Below are 14,197 nucleotides of genomic sequence, written 5' to 3' on the forward strand. Positions count from 1 at the left end.
GGGGCGTCATGACGACTGTCATCGTTATTACCGCCAGGCGAAATGGCTTTCGTCGCTGCGGCGTCGGCCATTCCGACCAGCCGATCACCTGGCAACCGGGCGACTTCACGTCTGAGCAATGGCGTGACCTGGTCAAAGAGCCTCAGTTGATTGTCACCTGCGTGGAAGTAGATCTGGAGCCAGAGTGGGAGCCGCGCCATGCACTTACGTCGTCCGCCGCGCTACCGGAAGCGTCCAACACCTCACAAAACGTTCAGTCGCAGACGCTTGAAGCAGACGCTGCAGCTCTGGGTGATGGAGTGCTTCTGCCCGTCGCCCCAGGTGCGGGCAATATCGGACTTGATGCCCTCTGGGAAGATGCCCTCATGGAGGATCGGGCATATGAACTAGCCAAGGCGATAGGCGCGCCGGACGGCGAACTTGATTCTCTCTGGGAAGACGCCCTCAAAGAAGATCAGGCGCGTGAAGCGGCCAAGACACTGGCAGATAAACCACCCGCGAAATCCCGCAAAGCCAAGGCAGGTCAATAGTGAACCTTTCACTGCCATCCGCCAGCCAGCTACTTGTCCGCTTCGGCGCCCGTGACATCACGGAAGTGGCGGTGCCGGACACCGAGCGTGCTATCGAACCGGCGCTAGTGGTGGCCGCTGCTGCTGGCCAGCCCTTGGACGAATGGCCGCCTGAGGACGTGGCCATCGCCGTTGCGACGCTGGCCAGGATCGCCGACGCCGTAACGCGGGCACGTAGTGAGGTGTCGTTTTACCTGCGGTTTCGCCCGGCCGGTGAGGAGGCCCCCGAATGGGTAACTGCCGATCTGGCCGAGATCGCTCGCTATCACCTTTACGACGATGCGGGCAAGGAAGAGTCGACTGTGCGCGTGCTCTACAAAGACGTGCTTAAGCGGCTGGAAACATTGGCCGCAGAGGACAAGGAACGTGGAGCTTCTGACGGCGGCGAGTCTCGCCTGCAGATCAGCCACCAGCCTCGTCTGATGAGCCGTACCACGTTGAGGAACTTGTAATGCTGGGCGAGCTGGAGGACTTGATTGTGGCTCGCCTGAGGGAGCTGGTTCCGAAGGTCCACCGCCTTACCGTTGACAGCTACGGCGGTGAACTGGGCGACCCGGACTTGCTAGACGGCTTACTCAAGCGCTGCCCGGCCGTACTGCTGATGGTGCCGAGGGCCGTGTTTCGTAAGCGCAGCCAAAGTCGTTACGGCGTTCCGATCACGTTTCGCCTGGTGATCGTTACGCGCCATCCACGGGGTGAACGGGAGACCAGGCGCGGGACAACTGCCACAGATATTGGCAGCTATGCGCTTTGGGAAGCCTGCATGCACCAGCTTGTGGACTGGCAACCCTGGCCGGATCGAGCACGCATTGAGCCAACCGAGTTATCCAACCTGGTTAACGGCAAGTTTCAAAGCGACTACATGTCGGTCCTGGGGCAATCGTTTTCGATTGAGTTGGATTGGACCAAGCCAGAGCAGGACCTGCCGGACCTGGAAGGCATCGACATGGTTTACGTACAACCTGGTCAACCTGAACCGGTTGCCAGCGACATCATTAATCTGGAGGGACTGTAATGCTCGTCACCGCCGCACCCGGCCACATGGTCCCGATAGAGGGTGATCCCCGTAAACACATCGAGGCAGGCCAAGACCCCGTCGAGGTGCTGAACACCTCTTACTACCGTCGTCGCATTGCCGCAGGCGAGCTGTTACTCAGCAAGGGCCGCAGCAGTGCCAAAAAGACCACACAGGAGCCTGCTGAATGAGCATCGCCTTCGACACTATCCCAGCCTCTATCCGTAAGCCGGGCGCTTATTTTGAGTTCAACACCAGCCTGGCCGTCAGGAGCCTACCAACCAACGCGCAAAGCATTTGTTTGATCGTGCCGCTGGGCGCTGGCGCCACCCTCGCAGCCAATGTTCCAACCCAGGTCTACAGTGCGGCCGAGGCAAAAACCTTGGCCGGGGCGGTCGCCGCCGAAATGGTTGATGCCGCCATCAAGGCCTACCGCTATGTGGCTATCTCAATAGTCGGTGTCGTCGTCCAAGGTGATGCTGAGCCTGACATTGCGCCCGCGTTGGATGCTACGGCCCTGGGTGGATTCACCATCCTGGTACCGGCGTGGTTCAGTGCAACAGCAATGACGGCTCTTAGGACTCACATCGACACCTACACTGACTCCATTGAGCAACAAAGCATTATTGGTATTGGCGCGGTGGTTTCGACCCTGTCATCGTCGATTGCACTGGCTACCGCACTTAATGCGGGGGCGATCAGCGTCGCACTATTGCCAGGAACCACTTCAACCGCACGCCAGGTTGCAGCGGCATACGCCGCAGTCGTCGCATCCGAGGAAGATCCGGCACGGCCACTCAACACTCTAGTTTTGACTGGTATTAACGCCCCGGCGATTAATAGCCGCCTCGGCCGCACAGAGCAGGAAACCGCACTGGCCAACGGTATAACCCCGCTGGAAGTGGCCGCTGGTGATGTCGTTCAGATTGTTCGAGCGATCAGCACTTACACGAAGTCGGCTGCAGGGGCCGATGACGAGTCGATGCTCGATCTGACCACCATGCGCACCTTTTACTACGTGCGCACCGCATGCCGGACACGTATCAGACTCCGATACCCTCGCTCGAAACTTTCCAGCAAGACCCCGCCGGCTGTTCGTGGCGAGTTGCTGGACGTTCTCAAAAAGCTGGAAGAGCTGGAGATCGTCGAAGAGGTCGACGCCAATGCCGCAGGTTTGGTGGTCGAGCGTTCAACTCAAAGCGCAAGCCGTCTCAACTCCAGCATCCCCGCAGATGTCGTCAACGGTCTGCACGTGTTCGCTGGCCGTATCGACTTGATCTTGTAAGAGGTGACATTAGATGTCTGATACCTATGTAGGGCTAATCGTAATGGAGCTGAACGGCACCGATTACGAAGTAACCAGCCTGGAGCCCACGCTCAAAACCGGTCGCACCATCGTCAAAACGATGAACCGTACCGGTAAACCGCTGGGCACGGCCAAGGGTATGGAGGAACACGATCTGCGTATCTCCGTAGCCATTCCGAAAACTGGGGAGCCCAATTGGCGTGCCCTGGTTGACGCGAAAATCACTATTTATCCGCAGGAAGGTGGTGGAAAGCGCGAGACCTGGACTGGTTGCTCCTTGGTCGAGATGGGTAGCAAGTACCAGGTCGAAGGCGAAGCCACTCGCGACCTGACTGTCAGCGCTTTGAACTACTACGAGGAGTGATGCTGTGAGTCAGATCGAAAAAAAATGGGAAGGCCTGACCATCACGAAGGCATTGGGTATCGGTGTGTTTTACGCAGGCACCTTTCATAAAGCGTTCACGCTGCGTGTAGGCATGACCGGCGACCTGATCAAGGCCCAGGAGCAGCACCCCAACGGACCGCTTCAGTTGGTGACACTGGAGGTCTACCGTAATCAGCTCTTGTCGGTTGGTGACATTCCTATTGAGGCACTGACCACCGATCTGCTGCGCGAGTCGCTGGCCGAATCGGATCTGGCGTTGATCGCTGAAGCGGATGAAGAACTGGAAAAAAAGCTCATGCCGCCGAGCGCGGCATCGCCGACTGGCGACGCATCGAGCACGTCCTCGTCCGGTACGGATACCGATTAGAGGAAATCCGGCGCATGTCGAAAGCAGAGGTCGAGAACCGCATCGATCTGGTGATAGGTAAGCGCAAAGGCAAACGCTACGTCAGTAAGCGGTTGAAGAACAAAAGCCAAGTAGACAGCAAGTGAGGCCCAACTATGGGCCTCTCATGCATACGTAATTCTATACCTGGAGTAACTTAGATGAGTTCCGATCTGCGCGTCGCGTTGCGCATCCAGGCCAACTCAGGCAATAGCCGACGCGTGGTTCAGGCACTTGAGCGTGACCTGCGCAAGGCAGGTAAAGATGGTGCCAAGGCTCTAGCTGACGACAGCAACAAAGCGTCCACCGCACTGAGCAAAACTGGCCAAGTCGGTGCGGCCAGTTACAAGATTATCCGCCAGGCCATGCGGGACACTTCCTCCCAGGGCTCAAACGTCTTTCGCCAAGGTGTAATCCAAACACAGGCTGACCTCAAACAGATGGGTCAGATCGGCCGCCAGGCCGCACGAGAAACCAAGGCAGAGTTGGTGCGCGCCGCGAAGGAAGGCACCGAACCACTGCGCCGTAGCGTTGAACGCACTGAAGATAGCTTTCGTCGCCTTGCCCAAAACGGAGGCCGCAACCTGCGCATGCTGAAGACAGTGGCGGCGGGTGTTCGGCGAGAATTCGACCGCATTAAAGGATTGGGATCGACTGCACAGGGCCAATTGGCTGGTTTAGGTGTGGGTGTGGGTGTGGTGTCAGGGTTAACGGGTAGCGCAAAGCTTGATCGCCAGTTGGTCAGGACTCGGCAAACTGCGGATATGACGCCAGCTCAAAAAGACGAATGGAGAAACGAGGGCTGGCGGATTGCAAGGACATACGGTGTAAGCCGTGAAGAAGTCGACAGCGGTTTTAACACCCTGATTGCGTCTGGCGTGAACTATGACGCTGCAAGGAAGACTGCTGATGCTATCGGACAAACGACTGCAGTAACGGGTGCAGACTCAGGAGTCCTAGGGAAGGCGGTCGTAGCAGGCGCCAGCGCTTTTAACATTAATTTGAACAAAGATGGAGCTGCACTAGAGCTTCTGCAAAAGATGACTGTTGCAGGTCGCTTAGGTAATGCCGAACTTGAAAACCTCGCTGACCTATTCCCCAAAATCGGCGGAGCCGCGTCGGCCGCAGGTATGTCTATCGCTCAGGCGCTGGCCTTCACTGAAACGTTATCCACAGTAGAAATGCAACCTGACCGGTTAGGCACATTGACCGAGTCGACGTTGAGAATATTCAGTAATAAGCAATATCGGGATCAAGTCACCAAAGCAACAGGAGTTGGATTTTTTAATAAGGACGGTAGCTCACGTAATCCTCAAGACGTGTTTGGCGATTTGAAGCGTAAGTACGACAAGATGAATACCGATGAAAAGCGCGCCAAATTCATGGGAGTCGTCTTCAAAGGAATGGACCAGGATACAGTGCGTGGTGCCCGCATCATGCTAACCGGCGACCGTCTCACTACCTTTGCCGAGCAGTCGAAGAAAGTCGACGGCGCGGGCCCAGTGATTGGCCGAGATTTGAAGGAAAACACCGCTAGCGCCAGCGGTACAGCCTCCAGGATGAAAGCCACTCTTGGCCAGGCAATTGATCGCATGGCCATACCCTTGAATAAGGGTTTTGCTGACTTTGGAAGTTACCTCCTGGACGATCTGAACCTGTCAGGTGAACAGATGCTGGCAGGTGGCGCAGCGCTTGGCGTCGGCGGTTATTACGCGGGACGTGGTGCCAAAGCTGGTGCTGGGGCATTGCTGAACAAGTTTCTTGGTGGCCCGGAAACCATAAAAAATATTGCTGTGGGTAAGGTGCTCGAGGAGGCTACAGGGGTTACATCAGTATTCGTCACAAACTGGCCTAGTGGAATGCCTCTGGATGGTGGCGTCCCCGATCTTCCGGGTGGATCTTCAGCAGGCAAGGGTAAAGGCAAGCCGGGTGGCTTCATCGCCCCATGGTTAGGCCCGGTTGCGCTCGGATTCACAGCCACTCAACTCGGAAGCTCTACGGGTCAGAATACCGACGAAGACCGCTTGGCCATGGTTTCACGCAATAAACTGATCGACGACGGCCAGCGCACCTACCAAACAGCGTTTTATCGCAATCGCATATCCCTCCTGGAACAGAATCCCGGCCAATCATCCAACTGGGCATCAGAGCAGGCCCGGCGCCTGGCACAGAATGAAACCGGCCTGACAGCAGCAGGCGGTTCGGTATCCGGCGCGAGCAGTTGGGCGGCTGGTGTGGCTGGCCGAGCGGTTGACTCCGGCATGGCCACCATCGCAGCCGCTCAAAAGCTAAACGAACTGATGGGCAAGCCGTTAGTAATCGAGATACGGACTGACTCGGACTATATTTTCGCGGAGTTGGAGCGCCGCCTTGACGTGCAGTTGAGGCGCGGACAATGACCTGGGCTAAAGACTTACTGGACGCCTCTTATCGCGGCGTACCGTTTAATGTGATGGCAGAGGATCTGACTGGGCAACGCTCTCTTGGCCAGCACGGCGTGCCCTACGTGGACGGTGATGATGTCGAAGATCTAGGGCGCGGCGCTCGCCAGTTTGCATTGCAGGCGGTGATCTTCGGCGAGAACTATTTGCTTGAACTACAAACCCTACTTCGAGCGCTAGACACTCGTGGCAGTGCTGAGCTGATCCATCCTATTTATGGCAGTGTGACTGTAGTAAATGCAACGTACCAGGTGAGCCATCGTGCGGAGCGGCCAGACTACGCCGAAGTCGCTTTGCAGTTCCTGGAGCACACACCTGGTCAGGCTTTCTTCGCTCGACAGTTTGAATTCGTCGACGTGGCCACACTTGAGATGGCAGATGAAGCCAGTTGGCAGGACGGCGTTCTCGATCTGTTCGGGCGACTCGACTCGTTAGTGTCTGAAGTTCAGTCATGGATTGGTGGTGGCTGGACAGGACTGATTGAGAAAGCGCTTGGCCTGCCAGGCATTACATTGCGTCTGCAACAAATGCGCTCTCAGATCCTGGGTGTGGTGTCTGGGGTCGCCTCCATGGCCAAAAGTACCTCCACCGCGTTCGACCCGCTTACTGATTTAACTCGCACGCCCACCGAGATCCGTGCCGCCATTCAGGGAAGTACTCCTAGCTCATCCAATGAGCTGTTAGCCAGGTCAGGCATGCCGTCGACGATACCTGGTGCAACTTCGCTTCCCGCCGACGTGGCGCGAATCGCATCAGCATTGCTAGTCAAGGCTCGCCAGGGTGAAGAACCAAGCGAGGACTCGGTGCCGGACTCGATGCCTTCGGACCCTCTTGAGGCAATTGGTTTTGGTCTGGTCGTCTTGGTAATCACGGAGCTGGCCCTGAGCTATGCCGAAGCCGTGGGTGTCGTGATCGAGGCCGAGTCTGACCACTTAACACTGAGTCCAGAGGAACTGGAGCGCCTGGTTAACCTGGTGCGCAGTTTGATCCAGGCCGCAATCCTTCTCCACCGTCGCCTGTACGACATCGAGGCTGCGCTTCCGGTCATCGAGGGCCTTCGAACGATAGCTGCACTAATCCAGATCCGGGCGCGCCAGGTGATCCTGCAGCATCCGCCATTGATCGCACGTGTTGTCGATAACACGGTAAGCCTGCGCTTGCTCGCCCATCGTTGGTATGGAGATAACACTCGTGCTGCCGAGCTGCTGCGCCTCAATCCAACATTGCGCACGCCTTATGGCATAGCGGCCGGAACGGCTCTGAAGGCTTATGCAAACTGAAGAATCTATCCGGCTGTCCATTGGAGGCCTTACCAATGAGACCTGGGACAGTTGGTCGGTAGAGTCCGACCTGCTTACCCCGTCCGACGCATTTGAATTGGAGCTGTTCACCCGCGACACAATCCAATTGCCGAGCGTCCTGGTTGAAGGTGCTAGCTGTGAATTGACCTTAGGTCGGGATCGCGTATTGACCGGTCAGATTGATGAGTTTGAGCATGACATTTCGCGTCGAGGTATCGCGATCCGAGTCACCGGCCGGGACAAAGCTGCTGTGCTGGTTGATTGTTCAACTCCGTTTGTTTCAATGCGAGAGGCCTCGCTAGCCGACATCATCAAACAGGTTGTCACGCCGCTAGGGATCACCCGTGTTGAGATTCGAGCGGCCAACGCAAAGATCAGGCGTCGCGTCCAAATCGAGCCCGGTCAAACCGCATGGGAGGCGCTCCTGCAGGTGGCCGAGGCCAACGGCTTATGGCCTTGGGTCGAGCCCGACGGCTTGCTCGTCGTCGGTGGTCCTGACTATACGTCGGCTCCTGTTGGCACGCTGATCCTGCGTCTCGATGGTCAGGGCAACAACGTAGAGCGTCTTTCTGTACGCCGATCTATCGCCGGTCGATTCAGCCAGGTGACTGTCCTCGGCCAGCACGGGCAATACGATAATGACGGGCTCGACACTACTCGCTCGCACCTGCGCTCTGTTGTCCAAGACGAGAGCCTGGCCCGCCGTGGGATCTTTCGCCCCAAGGTGGTGATCGACAGTTCGAGCGAAAGTCAGGACATGGCCACCACCCGCGCCCGCAAGGTTCTCGCTGACAGCAAGTTGGAGGGTTTCGAGATCCGGGCTGTGGTCAAAGGTCATCGAGCCGGCAACGGCCGTGTATGGACACCTGGTCAGCGGGTGATTGTTCGCAGCGAGCCGCACAACCTGGATGCGGTGTTCTTCTTGATGTCCAGGACCTTACGACTGACCCGGCAAGGCGCAATAACAGAGTTGCGGCTTCGCGAAGACAAAATGTGGGTTCTTGACGGTAACCCCCTGAAGAAACACAAGGGCAAGGTCAATCAAGACGCTGCTTTCATTGAAGAAATAAGGAGAGGTTGATGCGCAGCATGGGGCGAATGATGCGTGAGCAAGCCAAAAACGAGCGAGTGAACTATCGCCAGGCGTTCCGTGCTGTGGCCGCTCGCAATACACATGGCAAGCTGATCGGTGTGGAGATGCAGGGCTTGGCTGACGAGTCAGTCGCGGGTGAGCTGTTCCAGCACTACGGCTTCACTTCGGCGCCTTTACCTGGTGCGGAATACATCGCCGTTCCAGTGGGTGGAAACAGCAAACACACGGTCGTGATCGCCAGTGAAGACGCCCGGTACCGCATTACGCTGGAGGATGGCGAGGTGGCCATCTATTCCGATGAGGGCGACCACGTGCACCTCAAGCGCGGCCGCGTGATCGAGGTCATGACAGAAACGCTCCTAGTCAAAGCCAGTACCAAGGTTCGGTTCGAAACGCCCTTGATTGAGACCACAGGCGAAGTCCAGGCCGAGGGCAATATCCAGTCTGCAGGCGAGATCATCGACCATACCCGTAGCATGCAGGCCGACCGCGAACTATATAACGCGCATGCTCACCCGACGGGAAATCCGCCAAACCCTCAGCAGTAGCACCGGGTATCCGAGCCTTCTTTCGGAGGCCGTGACTTGTCATCTATCAGGAAAGCTGCTCGAAGTATGTCATTGGTCAATTTGATCATGCCAACGGCGTTTTAGCGCATTGATTACAGTTATGCTCCAGGCTCCTAATACAGAAGTGAATCACTAAATGAGCAAGATAATCCAGATAACTCCCTGTGTAGATTGGTTCTACGTAGGCACAAGTGAAACTGATGGTGACAATGTTAAGCGCGTAGCAGCCTGGGCTCTGTATAGCGACGGGATTGTTGTGGGTTTGGTTGCGGAGCCTGTCGAAGTATCGACGCAGGGGACTCCACAGCTCAATCTGCCACCCGAATATCCAGGAGAATACATCCATGTAACGCAGCTCACGCCGTGGCAGCGAGATTACATCGGTATTCCCCAAGAATAAGTCACCTTACGCCCTCCTGAAATACAGCCCCGCACGCATGCGGGGCATTCTGCTTCCCCATGGACGCAGGCATAAACCCAACTACAGGCGATTTGACAGGCCAGCGAATTTCAACGTTGGCGAACGCGGTGTACCTGCGGCTACGAACTCCGCTGGGTAGCTATTGGGCCGATCCGTTACTGGGCTCGCGACTTCATGAACTACGCAGGGAAAAAGACAAGTCCCGTGTTGGTAATTTGGCCGTGCAGTACTCCCAGCAGGCGCTCAAGGACCTAATCGATGACGGCAGGGCAACCTCTATTGATGTGACCGCCGAGCAAAAGCACGACGGTTGGTTGCGATTGCTGATCGAAGTCGAAGCCCCGGCCGGTCGCCAGACCTTTGAACATCTTGTGAGCGTGATCTAATGCCTTACTCCGCTCCCTCTTTCGAAACCATTCGGACTCGCGCACTGCGGGATATACGGTCGCTGTTACCGGACGCCGACATCACCAGTGACAGCGACAACTACGTGCGCGCCAGCTCAGTTTCGGCAGTGGCAGAAGGTATCCACCAGCAAAGTGCATGGACTGCCAGGCAGATATTCCCTGATAGCGCGGACTTCGACGAACTCAAGAAGCACGCCGCCACCCGCGACGTGTATCCGAAGTCGGCGACGGTGGCAGGTAGCACTATCGCTATCACTGGCACAGCCGGGCGCACACTCCCAGTTGCCTCTCAGGCCCGTCATAACGCTAGCGGTACCGTGGTCAAAACCACGGCGGTGGTTACCTTGGGCGCTGATGGCACTGCCGTTGCACCGGTAACCACAACCGATACCGGCGCAGCGCTTAACGGTTTGGAGGGCGCAGCGACTCTGACGAGTCCCCCATTAGGAGTGGACAGTGCTTGCACTCTGGCCGCGCTAAAAGGCGGTACTGACGACGAGAAGCAAGAGAGCCTATTAGCCCGTTACCTTGACGTTCTGCGTAACCCGCCGAGCGGTGGGAACTTGGCCGACTACCGACGCTGGGCGTTGTCGGTGGACGGTGTATCCACGGTGTTGGTTATTCCCAAGCGACGTGGCGGCAACTCGATTGACGTGGTCATCACCTCGGCAGGTGGGCCTTCATCTCTGGATATTATCGCCGCGTGCCAAGCCTATATCGATAGCGTGGCCCCGGCCGGGGCTGATGTCTGGGTGTTCACACCTGCCGTGCTCAGTGTGGACTTGGCGCTACGTTTGGCACCGGCAGTCGGTTACGTGCTGGCGGATCTGCAAAGCGCTGTCGAGTCTGCAGCGGCCGGTGTCATCGATCCGTTGGTACCACTGGAAACCCTCTATCGCATTCGTCTTACTGCAGCGATCAGTAGTCTTGCAGGGGTGGTGGACTTCGACCTAGTCACACCTGCGGCCAATGTCTCGGCTTCCAGCGATCCCGCTATGGTCAGATGGATTCGCCTTGGCAATGTCACTCTGGAGCCGTTGACATGAGCGAAATTCTTGTTGAGCAGCTTCAGGCTTTGCTCCCGCCAGTCTCGTATGACCCGAAGGGCAAAGTACTTCTGGCACAAATTACGGCTGAAAGCGTGGCTCTGGGGGACGCTCTAACAGGTTTAGAGGCGGTCGGTGCCGCTATCTTTCCGGCCTCAGCCGGTGATTACATCGTCGACTGGGAGCGCGTTTACAACCTCACACCAACTGACGGCGCCACGATGGATGATCGAGTACAGGCGGTCGAGGCCGCCATGGCGGATCTGGGCGGTCAATCCATCCCCTATTTCATCCGCCTGGCCGCGCTCTACGGTGTTACGGCGGACGTGGTGATGTTCAGGGTTCCTGTGGTCGGACGGCTGAATGCCGGCGATCCAATTTATTCGGGCGACTGGCCATTTACCTGGCGCGTGGAGGCTCCACTCACCGCCTATCAAAGTGTCGCCATGGAGGTGCAAATCACTACGCGTCGACCAGGTAACACCGATGTGATTTTTGGATATGGCGATGAGGTAGTCGATGTCGTGACCAAAGCGGCCGACCAGATTTTCAACGCGGTGAATTACGTTCTGCCTCTCAACATGAGTACATCCAATGGCTGATCAAACAAGCATTGAGGCACTGGCTTCCTATGCTGGCGAACTTTCAGAGGCCGCTGCAAAAGCTCAAGCCGCCTCGGAGCTGCAGCGCAAAATCTTGAATGGTGATGCACAGACGGATGTGCTGACGGAATCAGGGCCAGTGCCGACCTTTGCCAAGCAGGCCCGACTCTATCAAGAGGCGATGCCAGACGCGGTTGCTGACCTCAGCGCGCAAATGGCGGATGGCAAGGTGTATGCCACAGTTGCTCTTGGCTTAGCCGCAACAGCGAACAACCAATCTTTCTATGTCGAACCTGCCTCACCGACGATGTCTCGAAGCCTCTACGTCCGGGTCAGCGCGACGGAGGCTCGACATGTGTCCGACGATCCGTCCTTGGGGGCTGTCTCTGAACTGGGCACGCGAACAGCAGCGGTGGAAAGCGGTACGTTTAGCGAACTGGAGTTGAGATTCATCCGCCTGGGCGTTGAATCGGGTTACGTGTGGGCGTTAGTTGATTCGGCTGGTCGGATGGCGTTGGGCTGCAAAATTGACGGATCAATGGTCGGTAAATTCGTACTCAGGGACGGCACGGTCAATCGAACAACCCTGAACCTCGACCTAGATGGGTTCATTGCCAAAGCCCTCGACCCTGAGACGGGATATGTCTGGGCGGTGACCGACACCCAGGGGCGAATAGGCCTGGCTCTACGCCTCGACGGCACTGTCACTGGTAAGTTTTTACTCGGCACTGGCGCGGTTCTCCGTGCGGCTCTGGGGGCCGATCTATCTGGCTACATTGCCGTTCAGCTGAGTCCTGAATCCGGCTACGTCTGGGCTGTCGTCGATTCAGTGGGGCGCATCGCTTTGGGCATCACCACGGCCGGAAAAACCGTTGGTAACTTTGATGTACACATTCCTGATGTGACGGGTATTGAGTATCTCAAGCCGCTGGTCGACCTGCTCTGTGTGGGGGACTCTCTGACAGCAAACAGCAGCCAGGTCACTTGGCGCGAGCAACTCGCACCACTGATCAGTGCTCGGACAATCGTCAACGGCGGGATTGGCGGGCAAACCTCCCGCCAGATTGCCGCACGTTTCGGCGCCGGTTGTGCATTGCTGACCGTAACGGGCAACCAGATCCCGGCATCGGGTTCGGTGGCTGTCACCGCCTTGAGCACCTTGCCACTGTCTACCCCCGCAACCAACTCAGGAACCTTCACGCTGAAAGGTACGTTAGGCGGCATCCAGGGCACGCTGACCTGCGAGCATAGCGAGGCAGGCGACGAATCAGACGCTTATACGTTCACCAGGGATGCGGCCGGAGAGGCCCGATACAGCGCGCCCAGGTCACCTTTCGTGCCCGATGTACCTGGTGAAGGCTTCTATACCCAGATCATCTGGATGGGCCGCAACAACCTCGACAACGTCGAGCAGATCAAGTCCGACATCCGTGCCATGGTCGGCGTCCAGAAAACCGCCGAGAAGCGCTATCTGATCATCACACCACCGCTCGGAGGCAATCCAACACCCGGAGCCTCCACTGGTGAGGGTGTAGGTACCAGCACCTATAACAACTGCGTGGCACTGGAGGACTGGGCGACCACCGAGTATGGCGACCGTGTAATCAAAATCCGCGAATGGCTGATGCAGTTCAACAACGGCAGCGCCGACGATCTAGATGACGTGGCCAAGGGGGTTGTTCCCCGTTCTCTGCGGCTAGACATCATTCACAACACCACCATCAGCAATGGGCATATCGCCCGTCGTATCGCCTATGAAATCAACCGGAGGTCCTGGTAATGGCCGGGCAAAAAACAGTACTGGAAGGCGTCACCTTTACCGATACAACGCTCCCTATTCTGCGTGCTGACGGGGTGCTAAGTGCGGGTTCGCTCTACCTGTTTGACCTGGGCCACAGCCTAGGACAGGTCACAGGGGTACCGATCACCGGCACTCCTATTCCCAACATCGCCTATGCGGAGGCAGCCGTAATCTTGGGAGGCGGCTCGGCCGCATCGCTGGCGGGCTCGTTTCTTAATAACTCGCAGGCTGCAGACGCGTTGTTTGAGCGCACGAGTAAAAAGGGTCTCCAGGGCATTTATAGCCAGGTGAACAACAGCAGCAATAGTCGAGGCGCCCAAATCAACCTGGCCACCTCGATCCGCGATTACATGATCACCAACAAGACCCACATGTTTTACATCTCAGTGTGGGCACGGCGCACCCGTGCGTCCTTAGCTGGCCACCGCTTCATGGAGATCGGTACCGGTGGCAGTTACCTTGGCTACTTCGCATCCACCGGCCCCACCTCGAAGGTGGCAGGCAGTAGCAAGATCGTCGGGGGTATCAACTCTGTGGCGAACCGGTTCTGTGCCATGACTGCTCAGGCGGGGGCCGCTGACACCGTTTCGGCGGCCGCATCAGCGATGGTATTCGGCAACATCGGCTCGGGTGGCGCGTTGGTCAACCAGTGTCCGTCGGACATCTTTTATCGCGCCTATTGTGAAGACCTCACGGTGTCGGGCCGTACATACGCCCAGGTTGAGGCGCTGGATGAGGCGTTGTGGAGTGCAGCATTCGGCGCGGGTGGGCGGTTCGCCGATGACACGTTCACAGCAGCATCAGCTTTTCCGTAGGCCGCTTTCGCAATGCCTCTGCCACTCTGTGTAGCCACCGG

At 57.3% G+C, this 14,197-nt stretch carries 17 protein-coding genes; all 17 read left to right on the forward strand.

Annotated features, from left to right (window positions below; all coding sequences use genetic code 11):
* Positions 1-8 precede the first annotated feature (8 nt).
* The 17 genes from BLW22_RS10980 (at position 9) to BLW22_RS11055 (ending at position 14,156) form a co-directional block, all read left to right on the forward strand.
* Positions 9-530: an HI1506-related protein gene (locus tag BLW22_RS10980; protein ID WP_074846217.1), complete on the forward strand. Its 522-nt coding sequence runs from the start codon at positions 9-11 to the stop codon at positions 528-530.
* The gene (locus BLW22_RS10985; protein ID WP_074846220.1) at positions 530-1,021 is read left to right on the forward strand and encodes a phage protein Gp36 family protein; all 492 of its coding nucleotides are present in this window, start codon (positions 530-532) and stop codon (positions 1,019-1,021) included. The genes BLW22_RS10980 and BLW22_RS10985 overlap by 1 nt, the downstream gene beginning before the upstream one ends.
* Complete coding sequence (locus BLW22_RS10990) at positions 1,021-1,584, forward strand: phage protein Gp37 (RefSeq protein WP_074846223.1); 564 nt, start codon at positions 1,021-1,023, stop codon at positions 1,582-1,584. Before BLW22_RS10985 ends, BLW22_RS10990 begins: the two co-directional genes overlap by 1 nt.
* Positions 1,584-1,775 carry a DUF2635 domain-containing protein gene (locus tag BLW22_RS10995; protein ID WP_074846226.1) on the forward strand — a complete coding sequence of 64 codons (192 nt, stop codon included), beginning with the start codon at positions 1,584-1,586 and terminating at the stop codon, positions 1,773-1,775. The genes BLW22_RS10990 and BLW22_RS10995 overlap by 1 nt, the downstream gene beginning before the upstream one ends.
* A complete protein-coding gene (locus BLW22_RS11000; protein WP_074846228.1) occupies positions 1,772-2,869 on the forward strand; it encodes a phage tail sheath C-terminal domain-containing protein in 1,098 nt (365 codons plus the stop codon). The genes BLW22_RS10995 and BLW22_RS11000 overlap by 4 nt, the downstream gene beginning before the upstream one ends.
* 13 nt (positions 2,870-2,882) lie before the next feature.
* Positions 2,883-3,254 carry a phage tail protein gene (locus BLW22_RS11005; protein WP_074846230.1) on the forward strand — a complete coding sequence of 124 codons (372 nt, stop codon included), beginning with the start codon at positions 2,883-2,885 and terminating at the stop codon, positions 3,252-3,254.
* A gap of 4 nt (positions 3,255-3,258) precedes the next feature.
* Positions 3,259-3,642: a hypothetical protein gene (locus BLW22_RS11010; protein ID WP_074846233.1), complete on the forward strand. Its 384-nt coding sequence runs from the start codon at positions 3,259-3,261 to the stop codon at positions 3,640-3,642.
* A gap of 179 nt (positions 3,643-3,821) precedes the next feature.
* Complete coding sequence (locus BLW22_RS11015) at positions 3,822-6,059, forward strand: phage tail tape measure protein (protein WP_074846236.1); 2,238 nt, start codon at positions 3,822-3,824, stop codon at positions 6,057-6,059.
* Positions 6,056-7,381, forward strand: a complete 1,326-nt coding sequence (locus tag BLW22_RS11020; protein WP_074846240.1) for a DNA circularization protein — start codon at positions 6,056-6,058, stop codon at positions 7,379-7,381. Before BLW22_RS11015 ends, BLW22_RS11020 begins: the two co-directional genes overlap by 4 nt.
* Positions 7,371-8,483 carry a phage baseplate assembly protein gene (locus BLW22_RS11025; RefSeq protein WP_074846243.1) on the forward strand — a complete coding sequence of 371 codons (1,113 nt, stop codon included), beginning with the start codon at positions 7,371-7,373 and terminating at the stop codon, positions 8,481-8,483. Before BLW22_RS11020 ends, BLW22_RS11025 begins: the two co-directional genes overlap by 11 nt.
* Positions 8,483-9,043 carry a phage baseplate assembly protein domain-containing protein gene (locus tag BLW22_RS11030; protein WP_083381360.1) on the forward strand — a complete coding sequence of 187 codons (561 nt, stop codon included), beginning with the start codon at positions 8,483-8,485 and terminating at the stop codon, positions 9,041-9,043. Before BLW22_RS11025 ends, BLW22_RS11030 begins: the two co-directional genes overlap by 1 nt.
* Before the next feature lie 157 nt (positions 9,044-9,200).
* Positions 9,201-9,464, forward strand: coding sequence for a hypothetical protein (locus BLW22_RS34420; protein WP_143045120.1), 264 nt, complete (start codon positions 9,201-9,203; stop codon positions 9,462-9,464).
* Between the two features lie 59 nt (positions 9,465-9,523).
* Positions 9,524-9,871 carry a phage GP46 family protein gene (locus BLW22_RS11035; RefSeq protein ID WP_074846247.1) on the forward strand — a complete coding sequence of 116 codons (348 nt, stop codon included), beginning with the start codon at positions 9,524-9,526 and terminating at the stop codon, positions 9,869-9,871.
* Positions 9,871-10,938, forward strand: coding sequence for a baseplate J/gp47 family protein (locus tag BLW22_RS11040; protein ID WP_074846249.1), 1,068 nt, complete (start codon positions 9,871-9,873; stop codon positions 10,936-10,938). Before BLW22_RS11035 ends, BLW22_RS11040 begins: the two co-directional genes overlap by 1 nt.
* The gene (locus BLW22_RS11045; protein WP_074846252.1) at positions 10,935-11,540 is read left to right on the forward strand and encodes a putative phage tail protein; all 606 of its coding nucleotides are present in this window, start codon (positions 10,935-10,937) and stop codon (positions 11,538-11,540) included. Before BLW22_RS11040 ends, BLW22_RS11045 begins: the two co-directional genes overlap by 4 nt.
* Positions 11,533-13,320 carry an SGNH/GDSL hydrolase family protein gene (locus tag BLW22_RS11050; RefSeq protein WP_074846255.1) on the forward strand — a complete coding sequence of 596 codons (1,788 nt, stop codon included), beginning with the start codon at positions 11,533-11,535 and terminating at the stop codon, positions 13,318-13,320. The genes BLW22_RS11045 and BLW22_RS11050 overlap by 8 nt, the downstream gene beginning before the upstream one ends.
* The gene (locus BLW22_RS11055) at positions 13,320-14,156 is read left to right on the forward strand and encodes a hypothetical protein (RefSeq protein WP_074846258.1); all 837 of its coding nucleotides are present in this window, start codon (positions 13,320-13,322) and stop codon (positions 14,154-14,156) included. Before BLW22_RS11050 ends, BLW22_RS11055 begins: the two co-directional genes overlap by 1 nt.
* The last annotated feature ends 41 nt before the right edge of the window (positions 14,157-14,197 follow it).

Source organism: Pseudomonas marginalis, from assembly GCF_900105325.1.
Lineage (GTDB): Bacteria > Pseudomonadota > Gammaproteobacteria > Pseudomonadales > Pseudomonadaceae > Aquipseudomonas > Aquipseudomonas marginalis.

Bases quoted from the DNA above. Each gene is read 5' to 3' on its own strand.
- BLW22_RS10980 (WP_074846217.1), top strand. From the start codon at position 9: ATGACGACTGTCATCGTTATTACCGCCAGGCGAAATGGCTTTCGTCGC.
- BLW22_RS10990 (WP_074846223.1), top strand. From the start codon at position 1,021: ATGCTGGGCGAGCTGGAGGACTTGATTGTGGCTCGCCTGAGGGAGCTG.
- BLW22_RS10995 (WP_074846226.1), top strand. From the start codon at position 1,584: ATGCTCGTCACCGCCGCACCCGGCCACATGGTCCCGATAGAGGGTGAT.
- BLW22_RS11000 (WP_074846228.1), top strand. From the start codon at position 1,772: ATGAGCATCGCCTTCGACACTATCCCAGCCTCTATCCGTAAGCCGGGC.
- BLW22_RS11005 (WP_074846230.1), top strand. From the start codon at position 2,883: ATGTCTGATACCTATGTAGGGCTAATCGTAATGGAGCTGAACGGCACC.
- BLW22_RS11015 (WP_074846236.1), top strand. From the start codon at position 3,822: ATGAGTTCCGATCTGCGCGTCGCGTTGCGCATCCAGGCCAACTCAGGC.
- BLW22_RS11020 (WP_074846240.1), top strand. From the start codon at position 6,056: ATGACCTGGGCTAAAGACTTACTGGACGCCTCTTATCGCGGCGTACCG.
- BLW22_RS11025 (WP_074846243.1), top strand. From the start codon at position 7,371: ATGCAAACTGAAGAATCTATCCGGCTGTCCATTGGAGGCCTTACCAAT.
- BLW22_RS11030 (WP_083381360.1), top strand. From the start codon at position 8,483: ATGCGCAGCATGGGGCGAATGATGCGTGAGCAAGCCAAAAACGAGCGA.
- BLW22_RS34420 (WP_143045120.1), top strand. From the start codon at position 9,201: ATGAGCAAGATAATCCAGATAACTCCCTGTGTAGATTGGTTCTACGTA.
- BLW22_RS11035 (WP_074846247.1), top strand. From the start codon at position 9,524: ATGGACGCAGGCATAAACCCAACTACAGGCGATTTGACAGGCCAGCGA.
- BLW22_RS11040 (WP_074846249.1), top strand. From the start codon at position 9,871: ATGCCTTACTCCGCTCCCTCTTTCGAAACCATTCGGACTCGCGCACTG.
- BLW22_RS11045 (WP_074846252.1), top strand. From the start codon at position 10,935: ATGAGCGAAATTCTTGTTGAGCAGCTTCAGGCTTTGCTCCCGCCAGTC.
- BLW22_RS11050 (WP_074846255.1), top strand. From the start codon at position 11,533: ATGGCTGATCAAACAAGCATTGAGGCACTGGCTTCCTATGCTGGCGAA.
- BLW22_RS11055 (WP_074846258.1), top strand. From the start codon at position 13,320: ATGGCCGGGCAAAAAACAGTACTGGAAGGCGTCACCTTTACCGATACA.